This window comes from Phycisphaeraceae bacterium (assembly GCA_040222855.1).
Taxonomy (GTDB): Bacteria; Planctomycetota; Phycisphaerae; order Phycisphaerales; family Phycisphaeraceae; genus Mucisphaera.
On record JAVKCD010000019.1, the window covers coordinates 783058 to 800925 of the forward strand.

The window sequence follows — 17868 nt, forward strand, 5'->3', positions numbered from 1 at the left end:
CTGATGAGGCCTTTGCACCCTGAGCGCCCGCGTGGGATGCGGGAAGTCGGTAGCTTGATCTGATGGCCTCATCTGCTCTCCAAAAGCCCGACGCGGCATCGATCCGGCGTGCCGCAGCCCACCTGGCTGCGGGCGGGCTGGTCGGGATGCCCACCGAGACGGTTTACGGCTTGGCGGCTTCGGCGTTCGACGAAAGGGCGGTCGCGGCGGTTTTTCGAGTCAAGCGGCGACCCCGCTTCGACCCGTTGATTGTCCATGTAGAGAGTCCTGAGCAGGCCGGGTCGCTGGTGACGGCGTGGCCGGAGGCCGCTCAGCGGCTCGCAGAGCGGTTCTGGCCGGGCCCGCTGACGCTGGTGTTGCCCAAGCACGAATCGGTCCCGGACCTGGTGACCGCAGGCCTGGACTCGGTGGCGGTGAGGTCCCCCGATCACCCGGTGGCCTTGGCGTTAATTCAGGCGTTGAACGGGCCGATCGCCGCGCCGAGTGCCAATCGTTTTGGCGGAATCAGCCCAACCCTGGCCGAGCATGTGGTGGAGGAGTTGGGAGATGAGGTGGGTCTGATTCTCGATGCGGGGCCGTGCAGCAGGGGGGTGGAGTCGACGGTGGTCAGCCTTCTTGGCGAGCGGGCGGTGCTGCTGCGTCCGGGTGCGTTGGCTGTGGAAGCGATCGAGGGGGTGATTGGCCAGGTGGTTATCCCGGAACAAGAGTCCGATAACCCTTCGACTGCTCAGGCGTCGCCGGGGAGGCTGGAGAGGCACTATGCCCCAGGGACGCCGATGCTGCTCTATATAAAGACTCTGCCCGAGCCTGAGGCGATGCACCAAGCCGCTACCGCGGGGCGTGCGGAGCGGGTCGGCCTGCTGACATTGGGGCCGGACACTCTGGCGGAGTCTGCTTTTTCGTGGTCCGAGCGGGTCTGCCTGAGCGACTCGGCTGACATGGAGGAGGCTGCTGCGGGCCTGTTTGCGGCGTTGCGGCGTCTCGACCAAGCGAGTTTGGACCTGATCGTCGCTCAGAGCCCTCGGGAGCAAGGCGGTTTAGGGGCCGCCATCGCCGATCGGCTGCGTCGTGGGGCGGTGCGGGGCTGATTTTTTTGAAATCAGCAGATAATCTCATTGACAAGACTCAATACTCCGATATCTTTAATAGCGAAGTCGGAGACAAACCCGGCTTCGAATCAACCCCCTCGGCGTAGACCGGGCCCGCAGCAGAACACTAATGACGGGCGGGCGCACTGAGGGGGGCTTTGACAATCAGGGTCCTCGGAGCACGTCGCGGCCACGTTCGTCTTCCCGACAGCCCCAATCCTTTCGGTCGATTCCCTCACCCCAAGGCCCGGTGCTCCAACCCAGTGTCTCAACCGCCGACTCCCAATAGGGGCCGGCGGTTGTCGTTTGGGAGGTGGGTGGTGACGCGGGGGCGGAAAAATATTTGTCATGGTGGGCTATCATGCGGGCATGGCACACGACTTTGTTAAAGACCAGTTCCATCTCGACGCTGCGGGTGGCCGCCTTGGCTTCCAGATCATGCTCACGCTGCTTGGCGGGACGCTGCTGATTGCGGCGAGCGTGGCGCTGCTGCTGTTTGAGAATCACGACACGTCCAGGCTGGTGGCGGCGATTGCGACGATCCTGCTCGCGGGCCCGCTGGTGTGGACGGCGGTCAAGGAGATCATGCACGGGCACATGCACATGAACGAGCTGGTAGCGCTCGCGGTGCTGGCCGCGTTCGCGACGGGCGAGTACATCGAGGCGGGTGCGATCGCGTTTTTCATGATCATCTCGGTGCTGATCGAGAACCGGACGGCGTTGGGTGCTCAGAAGTCGATCGAGGAGCTGGTGCGGATTACGCCCACGCGTGCGTTCCGGCTCACTGATGGCAACGAGCAGGAGGTTGATGCGTCGTCGCTGGCGCCCGGCGATGTGGTGCGGGTTCGTCCGGGTGACAACGTCCCCGCGGACGGCATTATTCTTCGCGGGGCTTCGACGATCGATCAGGCCAACATCACGGGTGAGTCGATCCCTGCCGAGAAGGCCGAGGGTGATGAGGTTTACTCGGGCACGATCAACCTGACGGGCTTGATGGAGATCCGGGTGTCGTCAGCGGGTGAGGATACGACGCTGGGGCGGGTCAAGGAGATGATTCTGCAGGCCGAGCAGACCAAGGCTCCGTTCATGCGGATGATCGATCGGTATGCGTCTTGGTATACGCCGACGGTGCTGATGCTGGTGTTTATTGTGTGGTTTTTCCGGAGTCAGACGGACCCGCAGGACGCGGCGGAGCGAGCGATCTCGATGCTGGTGATCGCGTGCCCGTGTGCGTTGATTCTGGCGACGCCTACGGCGATGGTGGCTGCGCTATCGGCTGCTGCCCGGCTGGGTGTGCTGGTGAAGTCGGTGGTGAATCTGGAGACGGCGCGGACGCTGACGTCGATTATTTTTGACAAGACCGGGACGCTGACGACGGGGTCGCTGGAGGTTTCGCGGCTGGCTCCTGCGGAAGGTGTTGAGGCGGCGGACCTGCTGCGTTCGGCGGCGTCTGCGGAGCAGAACTCGCGTCACCCGGTGGCTCGGGCGGTGTTTGGTGTGGCGCGCAAGGCGAAGCTGAATCTCGCGGAGCCGGCGGAGTTTCAGGAAGTGGCGGGCAAGGGTGTGCGGGCCAAGCTCGATGACGGCTGGGTGCTGGTCGGTCGGGCGACGTGGCTGAATGAAGAGCAGATTGATGACCACGCGCGGACGCTGGCGAATGAGGTCTCGGTGAATCCTGAGACCGAGGGATTGTCGGTGTTGTGTGTGGTGAAGGATGGCCGGTTCCTGGGCTGGATCGGGCTGGCGGACAACACGCGGCCGGAGGCGCAGCAGGCGGTGGATCACCTGCGAGACCTGGGGATCAAGCGGATGGTGATGTGTACGGGTGACCGGGAGTCGGTGGCCAAGCGCGTCGCGGCGCAGTTGAGTACGGAGTATCAGGCTGAGGTGCTGCCGGGGCAGAAGCTCGAGCTGGTTGATGAGTTGAAGGGGCGGGGTCATCGCGTGGCGATGGTGGGTGATGGCGTCAATGATGCGCCGGCGCTGGCTGCGGGCGATATTTCGATCGCGATGGGGGCGGCGGGGTCGGACGTGGCGATTCACTCGGCGTCGATCGTGATCAACAACAACAACCTCAACCGGATCCCGTTTTTGATCGAGTTGAGCCGTAAGACTTATGCGGTGGTGATGCAGAATGTTGCGCTGGGTGGCGGGTTTATCATCATCTTCCTGGCGTTGGCGGCGATGGGTTACATCACGCCGATCCTTGCTGCGGTGCTGCATGTGGTGAGTTCGCTGGTGGTGATCTTCAACTCGGCGCGGCTGGTGCGGTGCGGGGAGGAGATCGAGGCGAATGAGGCGAAGGCGTTGGCGGCGGTGAAGCCTGCGACGCCGAAGCGGTCTGCGGCTTCGGGTGGGCCGGGTGCGGCGGGTGGTCTTGTGCCGGCTTGAGTGGGTGTGCGCATGGCTGGATTTGCGTGAAAGGGTTGGATTGGGGGTGTGTGAAGTGGGCTGGTGGAGTCTGAGGAAGGTTTGGGGGCGGGTGATGTTGCGGTGAGAGGGTGTTGAACGTGTTGTTATCGGGTATTTTTGGGTCGTAATCTGCGATCAAAGGGCGTTGAAACGACGTGAAGGGGGTTGAAACGTAGGTGGTTTGTGCGCATGGGGCGGGTTTGGGCGCACGGGGGTAGGGGAGGTCGTGAGCATCTGGGGGGGGTACGCGCTATGGCTGGGGGACTGGCTGTTTGATGCCTGGGGTGGTGAAGGAGCGAGAGACGATGTCGAGGTCTTTGAGACCCCCGTCGTCAGCTTGATCGGGGCCGATGGAGTAGATGGTGATGCCGTGCGGGGCGGTGGTGAGCTTGAGGAGGTGGCCGGGGTTGAAGGGGTCTTCGGGGATGGCGTCGAGGTAGTCGGGGGTGAGTTGGCCGAGGGCGGTGGGGAAGGTGTTGTGGTCGAGGCGGTAGCGGTCGGCGGCGAGGGCGGTGAGGGTGGCGCGGCGTTTTGCTCGAGCCTGTTGGAGGGCGTTGTAGTTAAGGAACATCAGATCATCTTCCGACCAATCATAGGGATCGGGGTCGATGCTGGTTCTTTCTTTGCTCAGTGTGTAGGCGGGTGTATTCATCCTGCTGTTGTCGTCGATGAACTTGGTGGCGGCTGTGAGCGCGTTGGCGTGGTGCCGTGTCTTGTTGGGGTCAGGCACGCTGGGCAGTTTGATGTAGTCTGAGAACACCTGCGTATTCCCTGAGAGGATCTCGTTGATTAAGACCCGTTCGGCGAGCATCGCTCGGGTGAAGCCTTCGGGCTCTGAGTCGGCATGGATCGCTGACGTGAGTCTGCCTAGTGACTGGCTAGATAAGGGAGTTATGGCCCGCAGCTCATCGAGAAGCTCGTAAGCATTAGCATCAAATCCGTTCCCGTACAGCAGACAGAGTATTTCGGGTGTCTGTTGTGTGTGATCCGCGAAACGAAAGATGGTGAGGACCATATCGGCGGCTCTTTCGGCTTGGTGCTCCGCGATATAGACGTAAGCCTGTTCGGTGATCAGCCGGGTGGATCGTTTGAGGTTGGCAAGCCATGCCAAGACGACCACGTCGGTGGGCTCAGCCCGCGTGTAGTCGACGGGAATTCTGAAGTGTGGCTGCTGGGAGGCTTTGACCAGAAGGTCGATGGTTCTCCGGTTGAGGTTTGTGTAGTCACGGGCGGCTGTCAGCAGGTCTCCTGAGAGCGGCTCACCGAGTCCCGGGACGTCGGTTACATAGTGCCAGCCCGTGGTCAGCATTCGATTTTCGAGTGCCTCATCCTTGACCCAGGCATCGAACGCCTGCTGGTAGATCTGCGCTGCGTTCTCGGCACCCTCCGGGAGAGCGGAGAAGGCGTTGAGGTCTTCGAAAGTGAGGGGTTCGCCTGCGGTGCGAATCTCATTTTGGATGCGGACGAGGTCGTCGTTGTGTGAGATACAGCCTGTATTGCAGGCGAACACGAAGAGGGTAGCTATGCAGAGTTTGCCGGTGCGGAGGGAGAGGAGGGGCATGAGGCGTCCCTTCGGAAAGGTAGTTTGAGGGTAGATGGCGGGGTGGGGGGTGGCAAGAGTGAAGCCGGGCCGGCACGGCCCGGCTCACTGGGGGGGGGGATTGGTGGCGGTTGGGTTGAGGGAGGGGGGATGTTGTGGGGGGTTCCTTGTGGTGTGGGCACCCGGGGCTTGCGCCCTCGGGCTCGTTAGTAGGAGGGGTTGTTTAGGAGAGTGGTGGGTTGTGATGCTCGGGGTGTTGGTTGGTTGTGTTTTGTTGGCGAGGGGATGGGCCCGTGAGGCTTGCGCCTCGGGCTCGTGACACGCTTGGTTTTGTTTAGAGAAGTGTGTTGTTGTTGAGTTGATTGGGTGTGCCAGAGGGTCGTAAGCGAGCACCGCCGGGCTTGCGCCCGGGGCTCGTTAGGGAGGGGTTGTTAAGGGGGGGTGGCCCTGCTTCGTCGGGGCTTCGCAGGGTTTAGGGGTTGAGAGGGGATGAGACGGGCGAGGGGGGTTGGACCCCAGGCTGACGCCATGGGGCTCGTATCGAGGGGGGGTGGGGCGTTGGTGGTTTGATCGTTCGGTGAAGAGGGTGGGACGGTGGGCCCCCACCCTTCCGGGTGGGGCTCGTTAAGGCGTTTGTTGGTGTTGGCAGGGGGGAGGTTGAGGGGTCCTGGGGCTGGCTTTGCCGGACCCCGGCCACCCGGGGTCAGAGGTTTAGCCGACTTCGCGGGATTGGAAGAGGGTGACGGCGAGTGAGAGGACGACGCCTGTGTAGAGGGTTCCGTAGGCGAGGACGGAGAGGATGTAGGTTGCGGTGAAGGGGTGTCCCTGGGTGATGGCGTCGGCGGGCCAGAAGAACTGGAAGTTGGGGAGCATGAGGTAGAGGGCTTTGGTGGCGAGGTAGATGGTTTTGGCTCCGAGGGCGCCGTCGTGCTGGATGATGGCCTGGAGGGTTGGGAGCATGCCGTAGCCGATGGGGACGTTGACCTGGCGGTCGACCCAGCCGGAGAGGAAGCCGGCGGAGATGCCTAGGAAGAGGACGCCCAGGCAGATCATGAGTGTCATGACCTGTCCGAGTCGGGTGGAGGCGGCGATGGCGACGGCGGCGATGACGAGGACGCCCTGGAGGACGAGGATGAGTCCGTAGAGGGTTTGTCCGAGTTCGCCATCGTGTTCGGTGAGGTCGTGCCAGGGGAGTTGGAGGGCGAGGTCTTTGTTGACGACCAGGACGAGTGCGAAGGAGAGGGTGAGGGTGATGGCGAGTGATTTCATGAGGACGGAGGTGAAGACCCAGCGGTAGAAGTAGTTGCCGAGGGTTGCGAGGAGGAAGGACCCGAGGAGGGCGGCGACGGCGGTGATGATGACGGGTAGGTCGAAGTCGTCGCGGGCGGTCTGCATGACGCGGTGGCGGATGGTGAGGGCGAAGACGGCGGCGAGGATCCAGAAGGCGAGGGTGATGGCCCCGGCGACGCCAAAGAACTTGCCGAGGACGAAGACGGGGCGGCTGACGGGCTTGCTGATGACGGTGAGCACTGTTCGGTTTTCGATTTCGGCGGCGAGGACGCCTGTGGCGGAGAAGGCTGAGAGGACGAGGCCGGCCATCAAGATGATGGAGAGGCCGTAGTCGATCATGAGTTTGTTGTCGTCTTCGAGCGTGTAGGCGGCGAGCATGGGGTTGAGGACGAGGAGGAGGATGCCCACGAGGGTGATGACGACGTAGATGGGCTGTCGGACGGCCTCGGCGAAGGTGTTGGCGGCGATGGACCAGAGCTGCTGGAACATGATGGGTCTCGAGCGGGGTACGGAATCGGGATCATCTCGGCGGTAGCGCGTATCATACGGCCTGATTGGTCGGTCTCGGCAGAATGCGTGCCGGGGACTACAATCCCCGACCCGCGGGTTATGCAAGCGGGGCCGGGTTTCTCAGGCACACGCACCGATAGCGAGGATCGTTCCACCCTCATGGCCAACGACGCACAGACCTATCGTCGAGCAACCAACGCCGCCTTCGTCGGCCTGGGCACGCAGGCGCTGCTTTTTGCCGCCTTCGGGCTGCTTGGGCTTTATGCACAGTCGGGCGCGATTAACGCTCTGGCCTGGCACACGGCGGCTGGGCTGCCGATCTGGGTTGCTCTGATCATTCTCTACTACCAGCACCGGCTGGAGCAGGAGGAGGCTCTGGAGGCCGAGCGTCTGACGCGATCGGACCGGCGGGCTGCGGCACTTTTTGAGGAAGCCGGGGCGAATCTGCAGCTCTCGCGTCAGCGGCTCGAGTGGCTGCAGAAGTGGGGTCTGACGATCGCGTCGATTCTGACCGCCAGCTTGCTGCTGGCGATCGGCCCGTCGCTTCTCTATAGCCACTATCTGCGGATCGCCAACGACGCGATCGAGCCGTGGGTGCGGGGTGATGTGCATCACGGGTTGCTGATCATTCTGCTGGCGAGTTTTGCGTTTGTGGGTTTTCTGGTGGGCCGGTTCATCTCGGGCATGACCAGGACCGAGAGCTGGCTTGCGCTGCGTGGCGGGGCCGGGACGCTGATGGGCACGGTCTTTTTGGCTTTGCTCTCGATCGTCGCGGTGGTGCTGCACATGGTCGGCTTCGAGCCGGCGTTCGAGTGGCTTGCGTTGGCGGTGCCGGCGGTTACGACGCTGATTGGTCTTGAGGTGTTCGCCAACCTTGTGCTTGCGTTGTATCAGCCTCGTCGGCCGGGTCAGTTTGTTCGGCCTGCGTTTGATTCGCGGCTGCTTGGGTGGATGTCGAGTCCTGAGTCGATCGGCAAGATTGTTTCGGAGACGCTGGCGTACCAGTTCGGTTTTGATCTTTCAAAGAGCTATGCGTATCGGCAACTGATGCGGCTGCTGACGCCTATGTTTCTTGTGGCCGTGGTCACGCTTTTCGGGATGACCAGTCTGGTGGTTGTCGAGCCTCAGCAGCAGGCGGTCATCAAGACCTTTGGTCAGCTCTCGGATCGTGTGCTCTCTGCGGGTCTACATGTCAAGGCGCCGTGGCCGATCAGCACGATCAGTCGGCACGATGTTTATCGCGTGTCGGAGTTGCGCATGGGTTCGACGGAGGGTGCTGAGCGTCGTCACGATGCGGCGATCCTCTGGACCAACGAGCATGTCGAAGGCCAGGAGACTTATCTGGTTACGGCTCCCTCTCGTTTTCCGGATCAGCCGGAGTCATCGGATATTGCGGCGGGTGAGCTGGTCGGCGGGGATGTGATCATCAAGTACCGGATCAATCCCGAGGGCGGGCTGCTTGAGTACTTGACGAGTGCGGTGAGTCCTGAGGCGGTTTTTAGCTCTGTGGCGAGTCGGCGGATGAACCAGTATTTCGCGACGCGGCAGATTGATGATCTGCTTCGATCTGATCGGATCGAGGCGAGTCGTGCGTTGCTGGTGGATATTCAGCGGGATGTTGATGGGCTTGATTTGGGCATCGAAGTGCTTGCGATCTCGATTACGTCGATGCACCCGCCTCAGGCGGGCGAGGTTGCCCAGAGTTTTCACGACCAGATCGGCGCGTTGCAGGAGAGTTTATCTGAGGTGAATCGGGCTAATCGCGATGCGGTGACGACGCTGGCGGAGGTTGCGGGTTCGCGTGAGCAGGCGTTGGCGATCAGTGATGCTATCCAGCGGCTCGAGCGTCTTCGGTTGCAGTTGGCTGCGGAGAACACGGCTGATCTTCAGGGTGAGGTGTCCAGGCAGGAGGCCTTGATTGAGGAGTTGGTTGCTGACGCTGGCGGTCGGGCTGCTCAGTTGATTGCTCAGGCTCGTGCGTTCCGGTGGCAGTATGCCATTGAGGAGCGTGCCAAGTCCGAGCAGTTCCCGGCGGAGATCGCGGCGTTTACTCATGCACCTGACTATTTCAAGGCTCGGCGGTACTTCGAGGCGTTGACTCAATCGCTTGAGAACCGGCCGAAGATCATCCTTGCCAAGCCCGACATCACCTCGCCTGTTGAGGATCGTGTCATCGAACTTGATCTTCAGGAATCCCGTACCGGTCTGGAGTCTATCCTCGGATCGAACAACTGAAATTCAATCCCCCACCCGGCGGGGCCGTTGCTCTGCCGCCTGAGGTTTCCGTGTCATGCAGAACTACATCAACACCATCATCATCGCTCTGGTGATCTCCATTGTCCTGGCGATCTACACGTTTACTTACTCGGTCCGCTACGACGAGGTGGCGGTCGTCACCCGGTTCGACAGGGTGGTCGAGGGCAGTCTGGTTGAGCAGCCGGGGCTTGGGCTCAAGGCCCCGTTGCCGATCAACCGGGTGTACAAGTTCTCCAAGAAGCTGCAGATTCTTGAGGATCAGCTCGAGGAGTTTCAGACGTCTGATGGCTACGCGGTGATCGTGAAGACCGATCTGATCTGGCGTATTGAGGACCCGCTGGCTTTTTTCCGGAGTCTGCGGACGGTGGAGCGAGCCGAGGAGCAGCTCAACCCGTTGCTGCGTGAGTTGACGGCGGTGGTGAGTCGGTATCGGTTTGATCAACTGGTCAACAACGACCCGTCTGAGTTGGCTCTGCCGGAGATCGAGCAGGCGGCTGCTGACGAGCTGCGCAGGAAGCTGGAGGGGCTTGACTACGGCATTGCGATTGAGCGGATCGGCATCCGGAGGCTGACGCTGCCTGAGTCGACGACGGAGAAGGTTTTTGAGCGGATGCGGACGACGCGGCAGGCGCTTGCTGAGAAGGCTCGGGCTGAGGGTCGTGCGCGTGCGGCGACGATTCGGTCTGATGCGGAGTCGGCGCGTGACCGGATTCTGGCGTTTGCTCAGCGGCGGGCTGAGGGCATTCGGTCGGAGGGGTTGCGGGAGGCGGCGACGTATTACGCGGCGTTCGCTGAGAACGAAGAGCTTGCGATCTTCCTGAACTCGATGGAGAGTCTCAAGACGATCCTTTCTAATAACACCAAGTTCCTGCTGGACGCTGAACAACTCGGTGCCGCCCGCGTGTTCGATACTGAGCAGCGCTGAGCCACCGCCCAGGACCCCGCTATGAATCAGGACAACGATCCGATCAGTCAGTTACAAGACGCTCCTGCGGCGTCAGAGCCCGTGGTGGATCCGCGTGACGAGCAGGTTTTCGATCCTGCTCAGCAATCGCTCGCGGACGCGTTGCAGGTCAGCTTTCGGGTGCTCGCGATCATCATGGCGTTTCTCGTCGTTCTCTATCTGGCTTCCGGGACCAAGCGCGTCGAGGAGCAGGAGAAGGCGGTTCAGCTGTTTTTCGGCAACATTGCGGGGGAACCCGGGCAGCAGACGTATGGTCCTGGCTGGCACCTGGGTTGGCCACGGCCCATCGGCGACTGGATTGTTGTCCCGACGGCGCCTCGAACGATCCGCATTGATCGCGCGTTCTGGTTCCAGGTGACCGAGGCGAATCAGGGGCGGACGCTTGACGATCTTTCGGGGTCGGCGGGCCCGCTTAATCCTGAGTTTGATGGCGCTCTGATCACGGGTGACGCCAACGTGGTGCATGCTCAGTATGAGGTGGCTTACCGCATTGGTGATGGCCCGAGCGATCCGATTGATTTTGTGGTGAATGTCGGCACGGTTGAGAAGGCGGATGAGTTGGTCCGATCGGCGGTGGAGTCGGGGATTCTCCGGGCGGTCGCTGAGATCGAGGCGGATGACGCTGTTCGCGGGCGTATCAACCAGACGCTGTCGCTTCGGTATGCGCAGGAGACGCTGAGCAACTTGAAGACCGGCGTCGAGCTGACCACTCTGGCGGCGAACCGGACGACGATGCCGTTGTCGGTTCGGGCGGCTTATCGTGAGGTCAACGATGCCGAGTCGGAGCGGGCGAATCTGATTAATCAGGCGCGTCAGGAATCGACGCAGATTTTGCGTGACACGGCGGGCCCGGGTGCTGATGGTCTTTTCGAGATGATCCAGGCTTACGAGATCGCTCAGACCGCAGGTGAGACCGATGCTTCGGAGCGTATGCAGGCGATGCTCGACAATGCGTTGAGTAATCAGCAGCTCCCGATTGAGTTTGGCGGGCAGCCGATCGTTGGTGAGGTACGGTCGATTTTGAATACCGCGTCGTCATTTCGGACGCAGGAGGTTGAGCGGATTCGCACGGAGGTTCGTCGGTTTGAATCGGTTCTCGCTGAGCACCGGAGCAACCCAACGATTGTTGAGAACCGTATCCTGCAGGACACCCGGCGGCAGATTCTGTCGGGTGAGAGCAATGAGGCGTTTTATCTCGCACCGGGCCAGGTTCGTATTCAGATCAACCGGGATCCTGACGTTCAGCGAGAGATTGATGAGCAGCGGATGCAGGCCATTGATGCCCAGTCCAATACTGTCCGGAACCAGCAGCGCTAGGCTTACCGTATGACAGCGACCGCCAGCCAGACCGAAGCCGTTGGTGATCAGGCTCCCAAGGCCATGATCCGCTGCATCGACCTGACCAAGGTGTTCAAGGATTTCTGGCTGCGTGATCGTGTCCGCGCTGTCGATGCGATCGACCTCGATGTTCTGAGCGGAGAAGTTTTTGGGCTGCTTGGTCCGAACGGCTCGGGCAAGTCGACCACGATCAAGATGGTTCTTGGGCTCCTGCGCCCGACTTCGGGGCAGATCGCTGTGCTTGGCAAGCACCCCGAGGATGTCGCGATCAAGAAGCGTATTGGTTATCTGCCGGAGGAGTCGTACCTGTATCGCTTCCTTACGGCGCGGGAGACTCTTGAGTACTACGCCCGGCTGTTCGGGCTCAACGGTCGTCAGCGTAAGACCCGTGTTGACACGCTGCTTGAGCTGGTTGGGCTGACTCATGCTGAGCGGCGGCCGGTGGGCGAGTTTTCCAAGGGTATGCAGCGCAAGATCGGGCTGGCTCAGGCGCTCGTGAACGACCCGGACATCCTCATTCTCGACGAGCCGACCACGGGGATGGACCCGATTGCGACGGCGGACGTCAAGCGTGTGCTTCAGACGCTAAAGAGTCGCGGCAAGACGGTCATTCTCTGTTCGCACCTGCTTGCGGATGTTGAGTCGGTCTGCGATCGGGTGGCCATTATGTTTGGCGGGAAGATCCGTGCGATCGGGCCGGTCGATGAGCTGCTAACGGATTCGGGCAAGACCACGCTTGAAACAGCGCACCTCTCTGAGTCGGAGATCCAGCATGTCGAGGAGACGCTTCGCCAGCACGGCAAAGCTCTTGACGGTGTTCGGCAGCCGCGCACGACGCTTGAGCAACTGTTCCTTGAGATTGTGAAGCAGGCTGAGCTTGAGGGTCTTGCTACGTCCGGTGCGCGCTCGGGTGGGGCGATCACCGGTTTCCTGGCTGACGATGCGGATGCCGCTGGCGACGACGATACTCAGCAGCTCATCGACAATCTGGTCAGGCCGAAGGCCAAGCCCGCGACGCCTGAGCCCAAGCAGGGTGGTGGGTTCGGGGTGCAGGTTCCGCCCCCTCCCCCTCCGCCTCCGCCAGCCGACCCGGAGATTGAGGAGGCCGATGCCGTGCTTGGCGATCTGATCCAGAAGATGGAACAGCCTCGACGGTCGTCATCACAACCGGAGTCGGATGATGGTCGGTCAGCCGAGGAGAAGCCGCGGGCAGAAGAAGACCTGTCGGTTCTCGATGATCTGACCGGCGGCTCGGCCAACAAGAACCCGGACCGCCCGCCCTCGTAATGGAATCGGAGGACGCGCGACGGTGTTCACACGCCCCATACTGCTGCTGATTGTCGCCCTCGGGGTTTTCCTCGCCGGGTTTGTGCTCAATGTTCTTCTTGGTGCACAGGGGTATGTTGGTGCCGCTGGCCTGGTCAACCTCACGGGCAGTTTTTTCGCTCTGCTGATTCTCATCATCAGCTACATCCGATACAACGCCGTGCCGTGGGTGGCGATCGTCGGTCGGTTGGTTGGCGCTACCGCGTTGGCGATGCTCATCGCCCAGTGTTTTGCGCTCTTTGGTTGGTTCAATGGCATCATCATTGTTGTTGGTGTCTACGCGATGGGGCTGGCTTATGTCGCGGGGATGTGGTTGATTCGGTTCGTGCTGCGAGCGGGTCATCCGATCTTGGGGGTGGCGCGGACGCTGATTGATGAGTCGATCCGGATGCGGGTGCCGTTGGTGTTCCTGATCGTGCTGTTGTTGCTGGTGCCCAGTCTTCCGCTGGTGATGGACCCTGCGGAGCGGCTTGAATACCGGGTTGCTTCGTTTCTGAGTTGGTCGATGCTTGCTGTTTCGGGTTTGCTTAGTCTGCTGACGATTTTTCTTGCGGTCGGTACGGTCGCCAGTGAGTTCAGCCAGAAGCAGATTTTCCTGACGTTCACCAAGCCGGTTGCCCGCTGGCAGTATCTCCTGGGCAAGTGGCTTGGCATCGTGATGCTCAACGCCTTGCTTGTGCTCGTCGCTGGTGGTGGCATCTACGCGTTTACCGAGCTTATCGCGCGGCAACCGGCGCTTGATGGCCCGGATCGCATGGGCGTCGATACTCAGGTTCTCGCGGCGCGTATCGCGGTCGAGCCTCAGTTCGGTAGTGCTGACGAGCTTCAGGCGCGGTTCGCTCAGCAACTCCAGCGGCTTCGGCTCGAACAGCCCGAGACTTACGGCAGCCCGGGTGATCCGATTGACCGGCTCTCCGACGCCGCGATCAATCAGATTCAGATGATCGCGATCAGCGACTGGCTGAGTATCGCGCCACGCAACAGTCAGACTTACCGGTTCGAGAATCTCGCTGAGGCCAAGGGCCTGGGCGGGAACGTCCAGCTTCGGGTTGAACCCAACGCCGCGGGCACGGTTCCTGAAGGCATGGTTGAGCTGGGGATGCGGGTGAATGGTCGGCCGTATGGCAGCAGCGTGTTTCCCGATGGTCGCATTCGGCTTTCGGAGGAAACGCATCACATCCTGGATATCCCCGCTTCGGCGATCACCGACGATGGCGTTCTGGTTCTTGAGATCTTCAACGCGCGAGCCGATCAGCCGAGCATCAGCTTTAGCCCGGCTGACGGCATGCAGCTTCTCTACCGGGTTGACACGTTTGAGAGCAATCTATTCCGCGCGATGGTTCTGCTCTGGACGCGACTGGCTTTTCTGGCGATGGCGGGGCTCGCGGCGGCCTCGTTCCTTGGTTTCCCCGTCGCCTGTCTACTTGCGCTGATGATCTACTTTGGGGCGGCTACCTCGTCGTTCCTCGATGAGTCGCTCACTTGGTTCGGCGACAAGCCACCCTCGACCGCCACGCTGCCTGAGGTCTTGCTCTGGTATCCGCTTACGTTCATCGGCAAGCTGACTGAGGGTGAGATCGTTGATGCGGCGAAGGTCGTCATCCGGGCGGTTGGTCGCGGGTTCATGATGCTGATTCCTTCTTTCGGCGAATACACGGCGACGGAGCAGATCGCTAAGGGTTTGTATATCCCCTGGCGGACCGTGCTGATGGCGTTGGCCTGGGTGAGCGGGATTTGGACCGGGGTGGTCTTCCTGATCGGCTACCTGCTGCTTCGCCGGCGCGAACCTGCGGAGGTGATTGTTTGATCCGAACCGACGCCCAGGGGCGATCGTAGATTTCTGTGACCCTGCTTATGCGACACACCCGAACCATCCAGCTCATCAGCCTCGTGACCGCGGTGGCGCTCCTTATCGGCGCGACGGCGGTTACGCCTTGGATCAACCAGCAGCGCCTGGACCTCAACCTCACCTATGAGATTGATACCGGTGACGACACGCCCGCGACCTACAGCCTGCTCGCGGCGACACTCGGCTCGTTTCGAGGGATCCTTGCCAACTGGGCCTGGTATCGCATCGAGATGATGAAGCGTGACGGGGAGCTCTACGAGGCCAACCAGCTTGCGACGATCATCACGACGCTGCAGCCGCGCTTTCCTCAGGTCTGGGTTTTCCAGGCGTGGAACATGGCCTACAACATTTCGGTCATTACCAAGACCCCGCAGGAGCGATGGGACTGGGTGAATAAGGGGATCCGACTGCTTCGTGAGAAGGCGATCCCCAACAACCCCAAAGCGATCCGGCTGTACCGGGAGCTGGCGTGGATTCTGTTCCACAAGATGGGCCAGTACTCCGATGACATGAACTGGTACTACAAACTCCAGTTTGCCAAGGAGTGGGAGGAAGTTCTGGGCGCTCCCACCGAGGGCGCGACCCAGCAGGAGGCGATAAATCGGCTGACGCCCGTTGCGGCTGCTGCGGACCGGTACTTTGTGTTCAGCCGCCCGCCTCACGAGGCTCGCCGGGTTTTGGAATCGATCATTGAAGATCACGAGGGCCTCCGCGACACGATCGAGGACCTTTTTGACATCGGTGCGGTCCGTCTGCGTGATCGGTTTAATCGCGTCGAGGCTGAGATCCGGCGTGCTGCTCCCGAGCGAGCCGAAGACCTTGTCCGTGTTCGTCAGATCATCGAGGAGCAGGCGCTTCGCGCGGCGCAGGAGCCGTATGCGATGCTCCGGGCCGACAACCCCGAGGTCAACCTACTGTTGGATCTGCTCGACGAGAATCAGATCGAACCCGACACCAGTTTCCTCCGGGCGATTGGCGTCAATCTGACCTTTGCACGCTACTACAGTGCTCAGGCCCTGGTCGACATGGCGAATCAGCAGCAGTTCCCGACGGAGCGGCGTATTGCGCTGGCCTTCATGCTCGACCCGCAGTTCACGGCTGGCCTTGAGGCGCTCGTTCCTTTTCTCCGGGCGAAGGCGCTCGTCACTGAGTACCGCATGGATGCTCAGTACATGCTTCGGCTTACCGAGAAGTACGGGCCCATCGACTGGCGACACCCCGCGACCCATGCGATCTACTGGGCTGCGCTGGGTGTCGAGCGATCTCGAGTCGTTTTTGATATCGACCGCTACGACATTCTCAACACCGATCGCCAGGTCATTCACGGCCTGCAGGTGCTGATGTTCACCGGTCGGCTGACTTACGACCCGTTCACCGGAACGGTCGATCAGCTGCCGGACCCGCGGTTCATCAAGCCCTACGAGATGGCCGTTTATGAAGGCTCGGCTCGAACCAAGGAGGTCGATCTCGACCGAAAGGGTGTGATCGAGCAGTTCGCTTCGGGCTACGAGAACTTCCTGCACAAGGCGATTGTGTTCTCTTATCTCTACGGCGACGAGCAGCAGGCTCAGGACTATTACCAGAAGGCCCGCACGGAGTTTTCGGAGAAGCACTACGACAATCGTTACTCGCTGCCGCTGGAAGAGTTCGTCATGCTCCAGCTTTATCTGGACAAAGACCAGCGCCCCATGGCGACCGCCTTTGTCTCGTCGATGATCAACCGAGGGATTTCCGAAGGCCTTGCCCGAGCACGCCCGGACATCTTTGGCCGCTTTGCTCGCATCGCCGAGCAGATGCATGCCTGGTATCAGGATGAACGCGCCTACAACATCGCCAACGCGCCACGCCAGCGTCTGCAGCTCGAACCGTTCAACATCATGCTGACCAAGGCTTACGAGACTTTCATGCGTGATCCCTCTGTCCCGCTTCTCTACCGCATCCGCGCGTATGGCAACACCCCGATTCAGCTACGCCAGGCGTCCTACAACGCTTTTAAGTCGTCTGTCGAAGAGCAGGCCACGCAGCAAGGGATCGACTTCGCGCGTGCCTTTCCCGAGCCGCCGGGGATCGCCGGGCCCAACACCGCCGACCTGCAGACCGAGGTTAATACCCCTTCGACAATTCAAAGGCAGTAGGCGTCAGCCCTCTTGGTTCTCGCCGAGCACGCGCTCGGCCAGTGCTTTGTCGTCTCCGCGTAGCCGGGGCAGCGCCGACGCCAGCAACTCGCGTCCTCGTGCGGGTTGTTCGAGGTAGCGCGTGTACAGCAGCGCCAGCACGAGCATGACCTGGCCCCGGTCGTGGTACGACGGATAGGTGGAGAGGAACAGTTCGTAGGCCCGGGCCGCGGCATCGTGCCGCTGGTCCGACATCAACTGATTGGCGATGTCGAGTTGTGCATCGCTGCCGAGCGACTGCTTGGGATCGATCGTCAGCAGGTCGGTGTAGAGCGTGGCGGCTTCGGACAATGCTCCGCGCCCCATCGCCTCGCTGATCTGTTGGCGGACGGCGGCGACCCGCTGCTGCTGCTCGGTCATCGGCGTCTCGCTGCTGATCTTTCCTGAGACCCCGCCTCGGCCTTCCCACGGCTCGAACCCCTGCTTGGCCAGTTTTTTCATGTCCGAGCGCCTGCGGCGGCGTTCGATCAGGGCGAGCATGTCGTAGGGCTCACGCTTGAGCAGGCCCGCGAGCAGGAGGCCCATGCCCACGGCAAAGCCGTAGGCGTAGCCTGCGAGGTGCGCCATATAGGCCACGTTCCCGATCCCGTAGAGCTGGAAGATCAGGTCCTGCACGACCCGGAAGAGGATCAGGGCCATCCCCGTGACCTCGAACGTCCCGATGATGACGAGCACGTAGAGGATGGTGATGACGCTCTGGGGGAACAGCGCCAGGTAAGCCCCTGTTACTGCGGCGACCGAGCCGCTGGCGCCGATCACCGGCGTCGTCTCCAGGACAGCGTGGCCCACGCCGGCGATGATCCCGCCAGCCAGGTAGAAGAACAGGTACGCGACTTTCCCCAGTCGATCCTCGACGGCGTTGCCGAAGACAAACAGAAACACCATGTTGCCGGTCAGGTGCAGCCAGTCTGCGTGCAGGAACTGATAGGTGATGAACTGCCAGAGCGTCGCTGCTTCGGGCCAGAGAAAGTACTGAGCGACCTGTCGCCAGGGCTCGGTGCTCGATGCCTGGCGGATGCCGGGCGTGATGAGGTACACGAGCACGCACAGGCCGATGATGCCGTAGTTGACCACGGGCGTGGCACGCTGGGGTCGATCAGTCTTTAGCGGTAAAAACATGC

General features: G+C 61.4%; 11 protein-coding genes. 8 read left to right on the forward strand and 3 right to left on the reverse strand.

Annotation, left to right across the window (positions count from 1 at the left end; all coding sequences use genetic code 11):
• Positions 1-62: 62 nt before the first annotated feature.
• Both RIG82_08500 and RIG82_08505 read left to right on the forward strand, forming a co-directional pair.
• Positions 63-1088 (forward strand): L-threonylcarbamoyladenylate synthase, encoded by a 1026-nt coding sequence (locus RIG82_08500; protein MEQ9460976.1) that lies wholly within the window; start codon positions 63-65, stop codon positions 1086-1088.
• 369 nt (positions 1089-1457) lie between these two features.
• Complete coding sequence (locus tag RIG82_08505; protein ID MEQ9460977.1) at positions 1458-3479, forward strand: cation-translocating P-type ATPase; 2022 nt, start codon at positions 1458-1460, stop codon at positions 3477-3479.
• Positions 3480-3750: 271 nt separating this feature from the next.
• On the opposite strand, the gene RIG82_08510 is transcribed toward RIG82_08505, so the two are convergent.
• Positions 3751-5061 carry a hypothetical protein gene (locus RIG82_08510; protein MEQ9460978.1) on the reverse strand — a complete coding sequence of 437 codons (1311 nt, stop codon included), beginning with the start codon at positions 5059-5061 and terminating at the stop codon, positions 3751-3753.
• 690 nt (positions 5062-5751) lie between these two features.
• Positions 5752-6819 carry a hypothetical protein gene (locus tag RIG82_08515; GenBank protein ID MEQ9460979.1) on the reverse strand — a complete coding sequence of 356 codons (1068 nt, stop codon included), beginning with the start codon at positions 6817-6819 and terminating at the stop codon, positions 5752-5754.
• A gap of 180 nt (positions 6820-6999) precedes the next feature.
• Here RIG82_08515 and RIG82_08520 point away from each other — a divergent pair, with 180 nt between their 5' ends.
• From RIG82_08520 to RIG82_08545, 6 genes are read left to right on the forward strand one after another with little or no spacing between them, the layout of a single operon-like run.
• Positions 7000-9075 carry an SPFH domain-containing protein gene (locus tag RIG82_08520; protein MEQ9460980.1) on the forward strand — a complete coding sequence of 692 codons (2076 nt, stop codon included), beginning with the start codon at positions 7000-7002 and terminating at the stop codon, positions 9073-9075.
• 55 nt (positions 9076-9130) lie between these two features.
• Positions 9131-10021, forward strand: coding sequence for an SPFH domain-containing protein (locus tag RIG82_08525; GenBank protein MEQ9460981.1), 891 nt, complete (start codon positions 9131-9133; stop codon positions 10019-10021).
• 21 nt (positions 10022-10042) lie between these two features.
• Complete coding sequence (locus RIG82_08530) at positions 10043-11377, forward strand: SPFH domain-containing protein (protein MEQ9460982.1); 1335 nt, start codon at positions 10043-10045, stop codon at positions 11375-11377.
• A 9-nt stretch (positions 11378-11386) separates the two neighbouring features.
• Entirely contained in the window at positions 11387-12685 is a 1299-nt protein-coding gene (locus tag RIG82_08535) for an ABC transporter ATP-binding protein (GenBank protein ID MEQ9460983.1), read from the forward strand.
• Between the two features lie 22 nt (positions 12686-12707).
• Positions 12708-14531, forward strand: coding sequence for an ABC transporter permease (locus RIG82_08540; GenBank protein ID MEQ9460984.1), 1824 nt, complete (start codon positions 12708-12710; stop codon positions 14529-14531).
• Between the two features lie 47 nt (positions 14532-14578).
• A complete protein-coding gene (locus tag RIG82_08545; GenBank protein MEQ9460985.1) occupies positions 14579-16708 on the forward strand; it encodes a hypothetical protein in 2130 nt (709 codons plus the stop codon).
• A 3-nt stretch (positions 16709-16711) separates the two neighbouring features.
• On the opposite strand, the gene RIG82_08550 is transcribed toward RIG82_08545, so the two are convergent.
• Entirely contained in the window at positions 16712-17866 is a 1155-nt protein-coding gene (locus tag RIG82_08550) for a rhomboid family intramembrane serine protease (GenBank protein MEQ9460986.1), read from the reverse strand.
• Between the last annotated feature and the right edge of the window lie 2 nt (positions 17867-17868).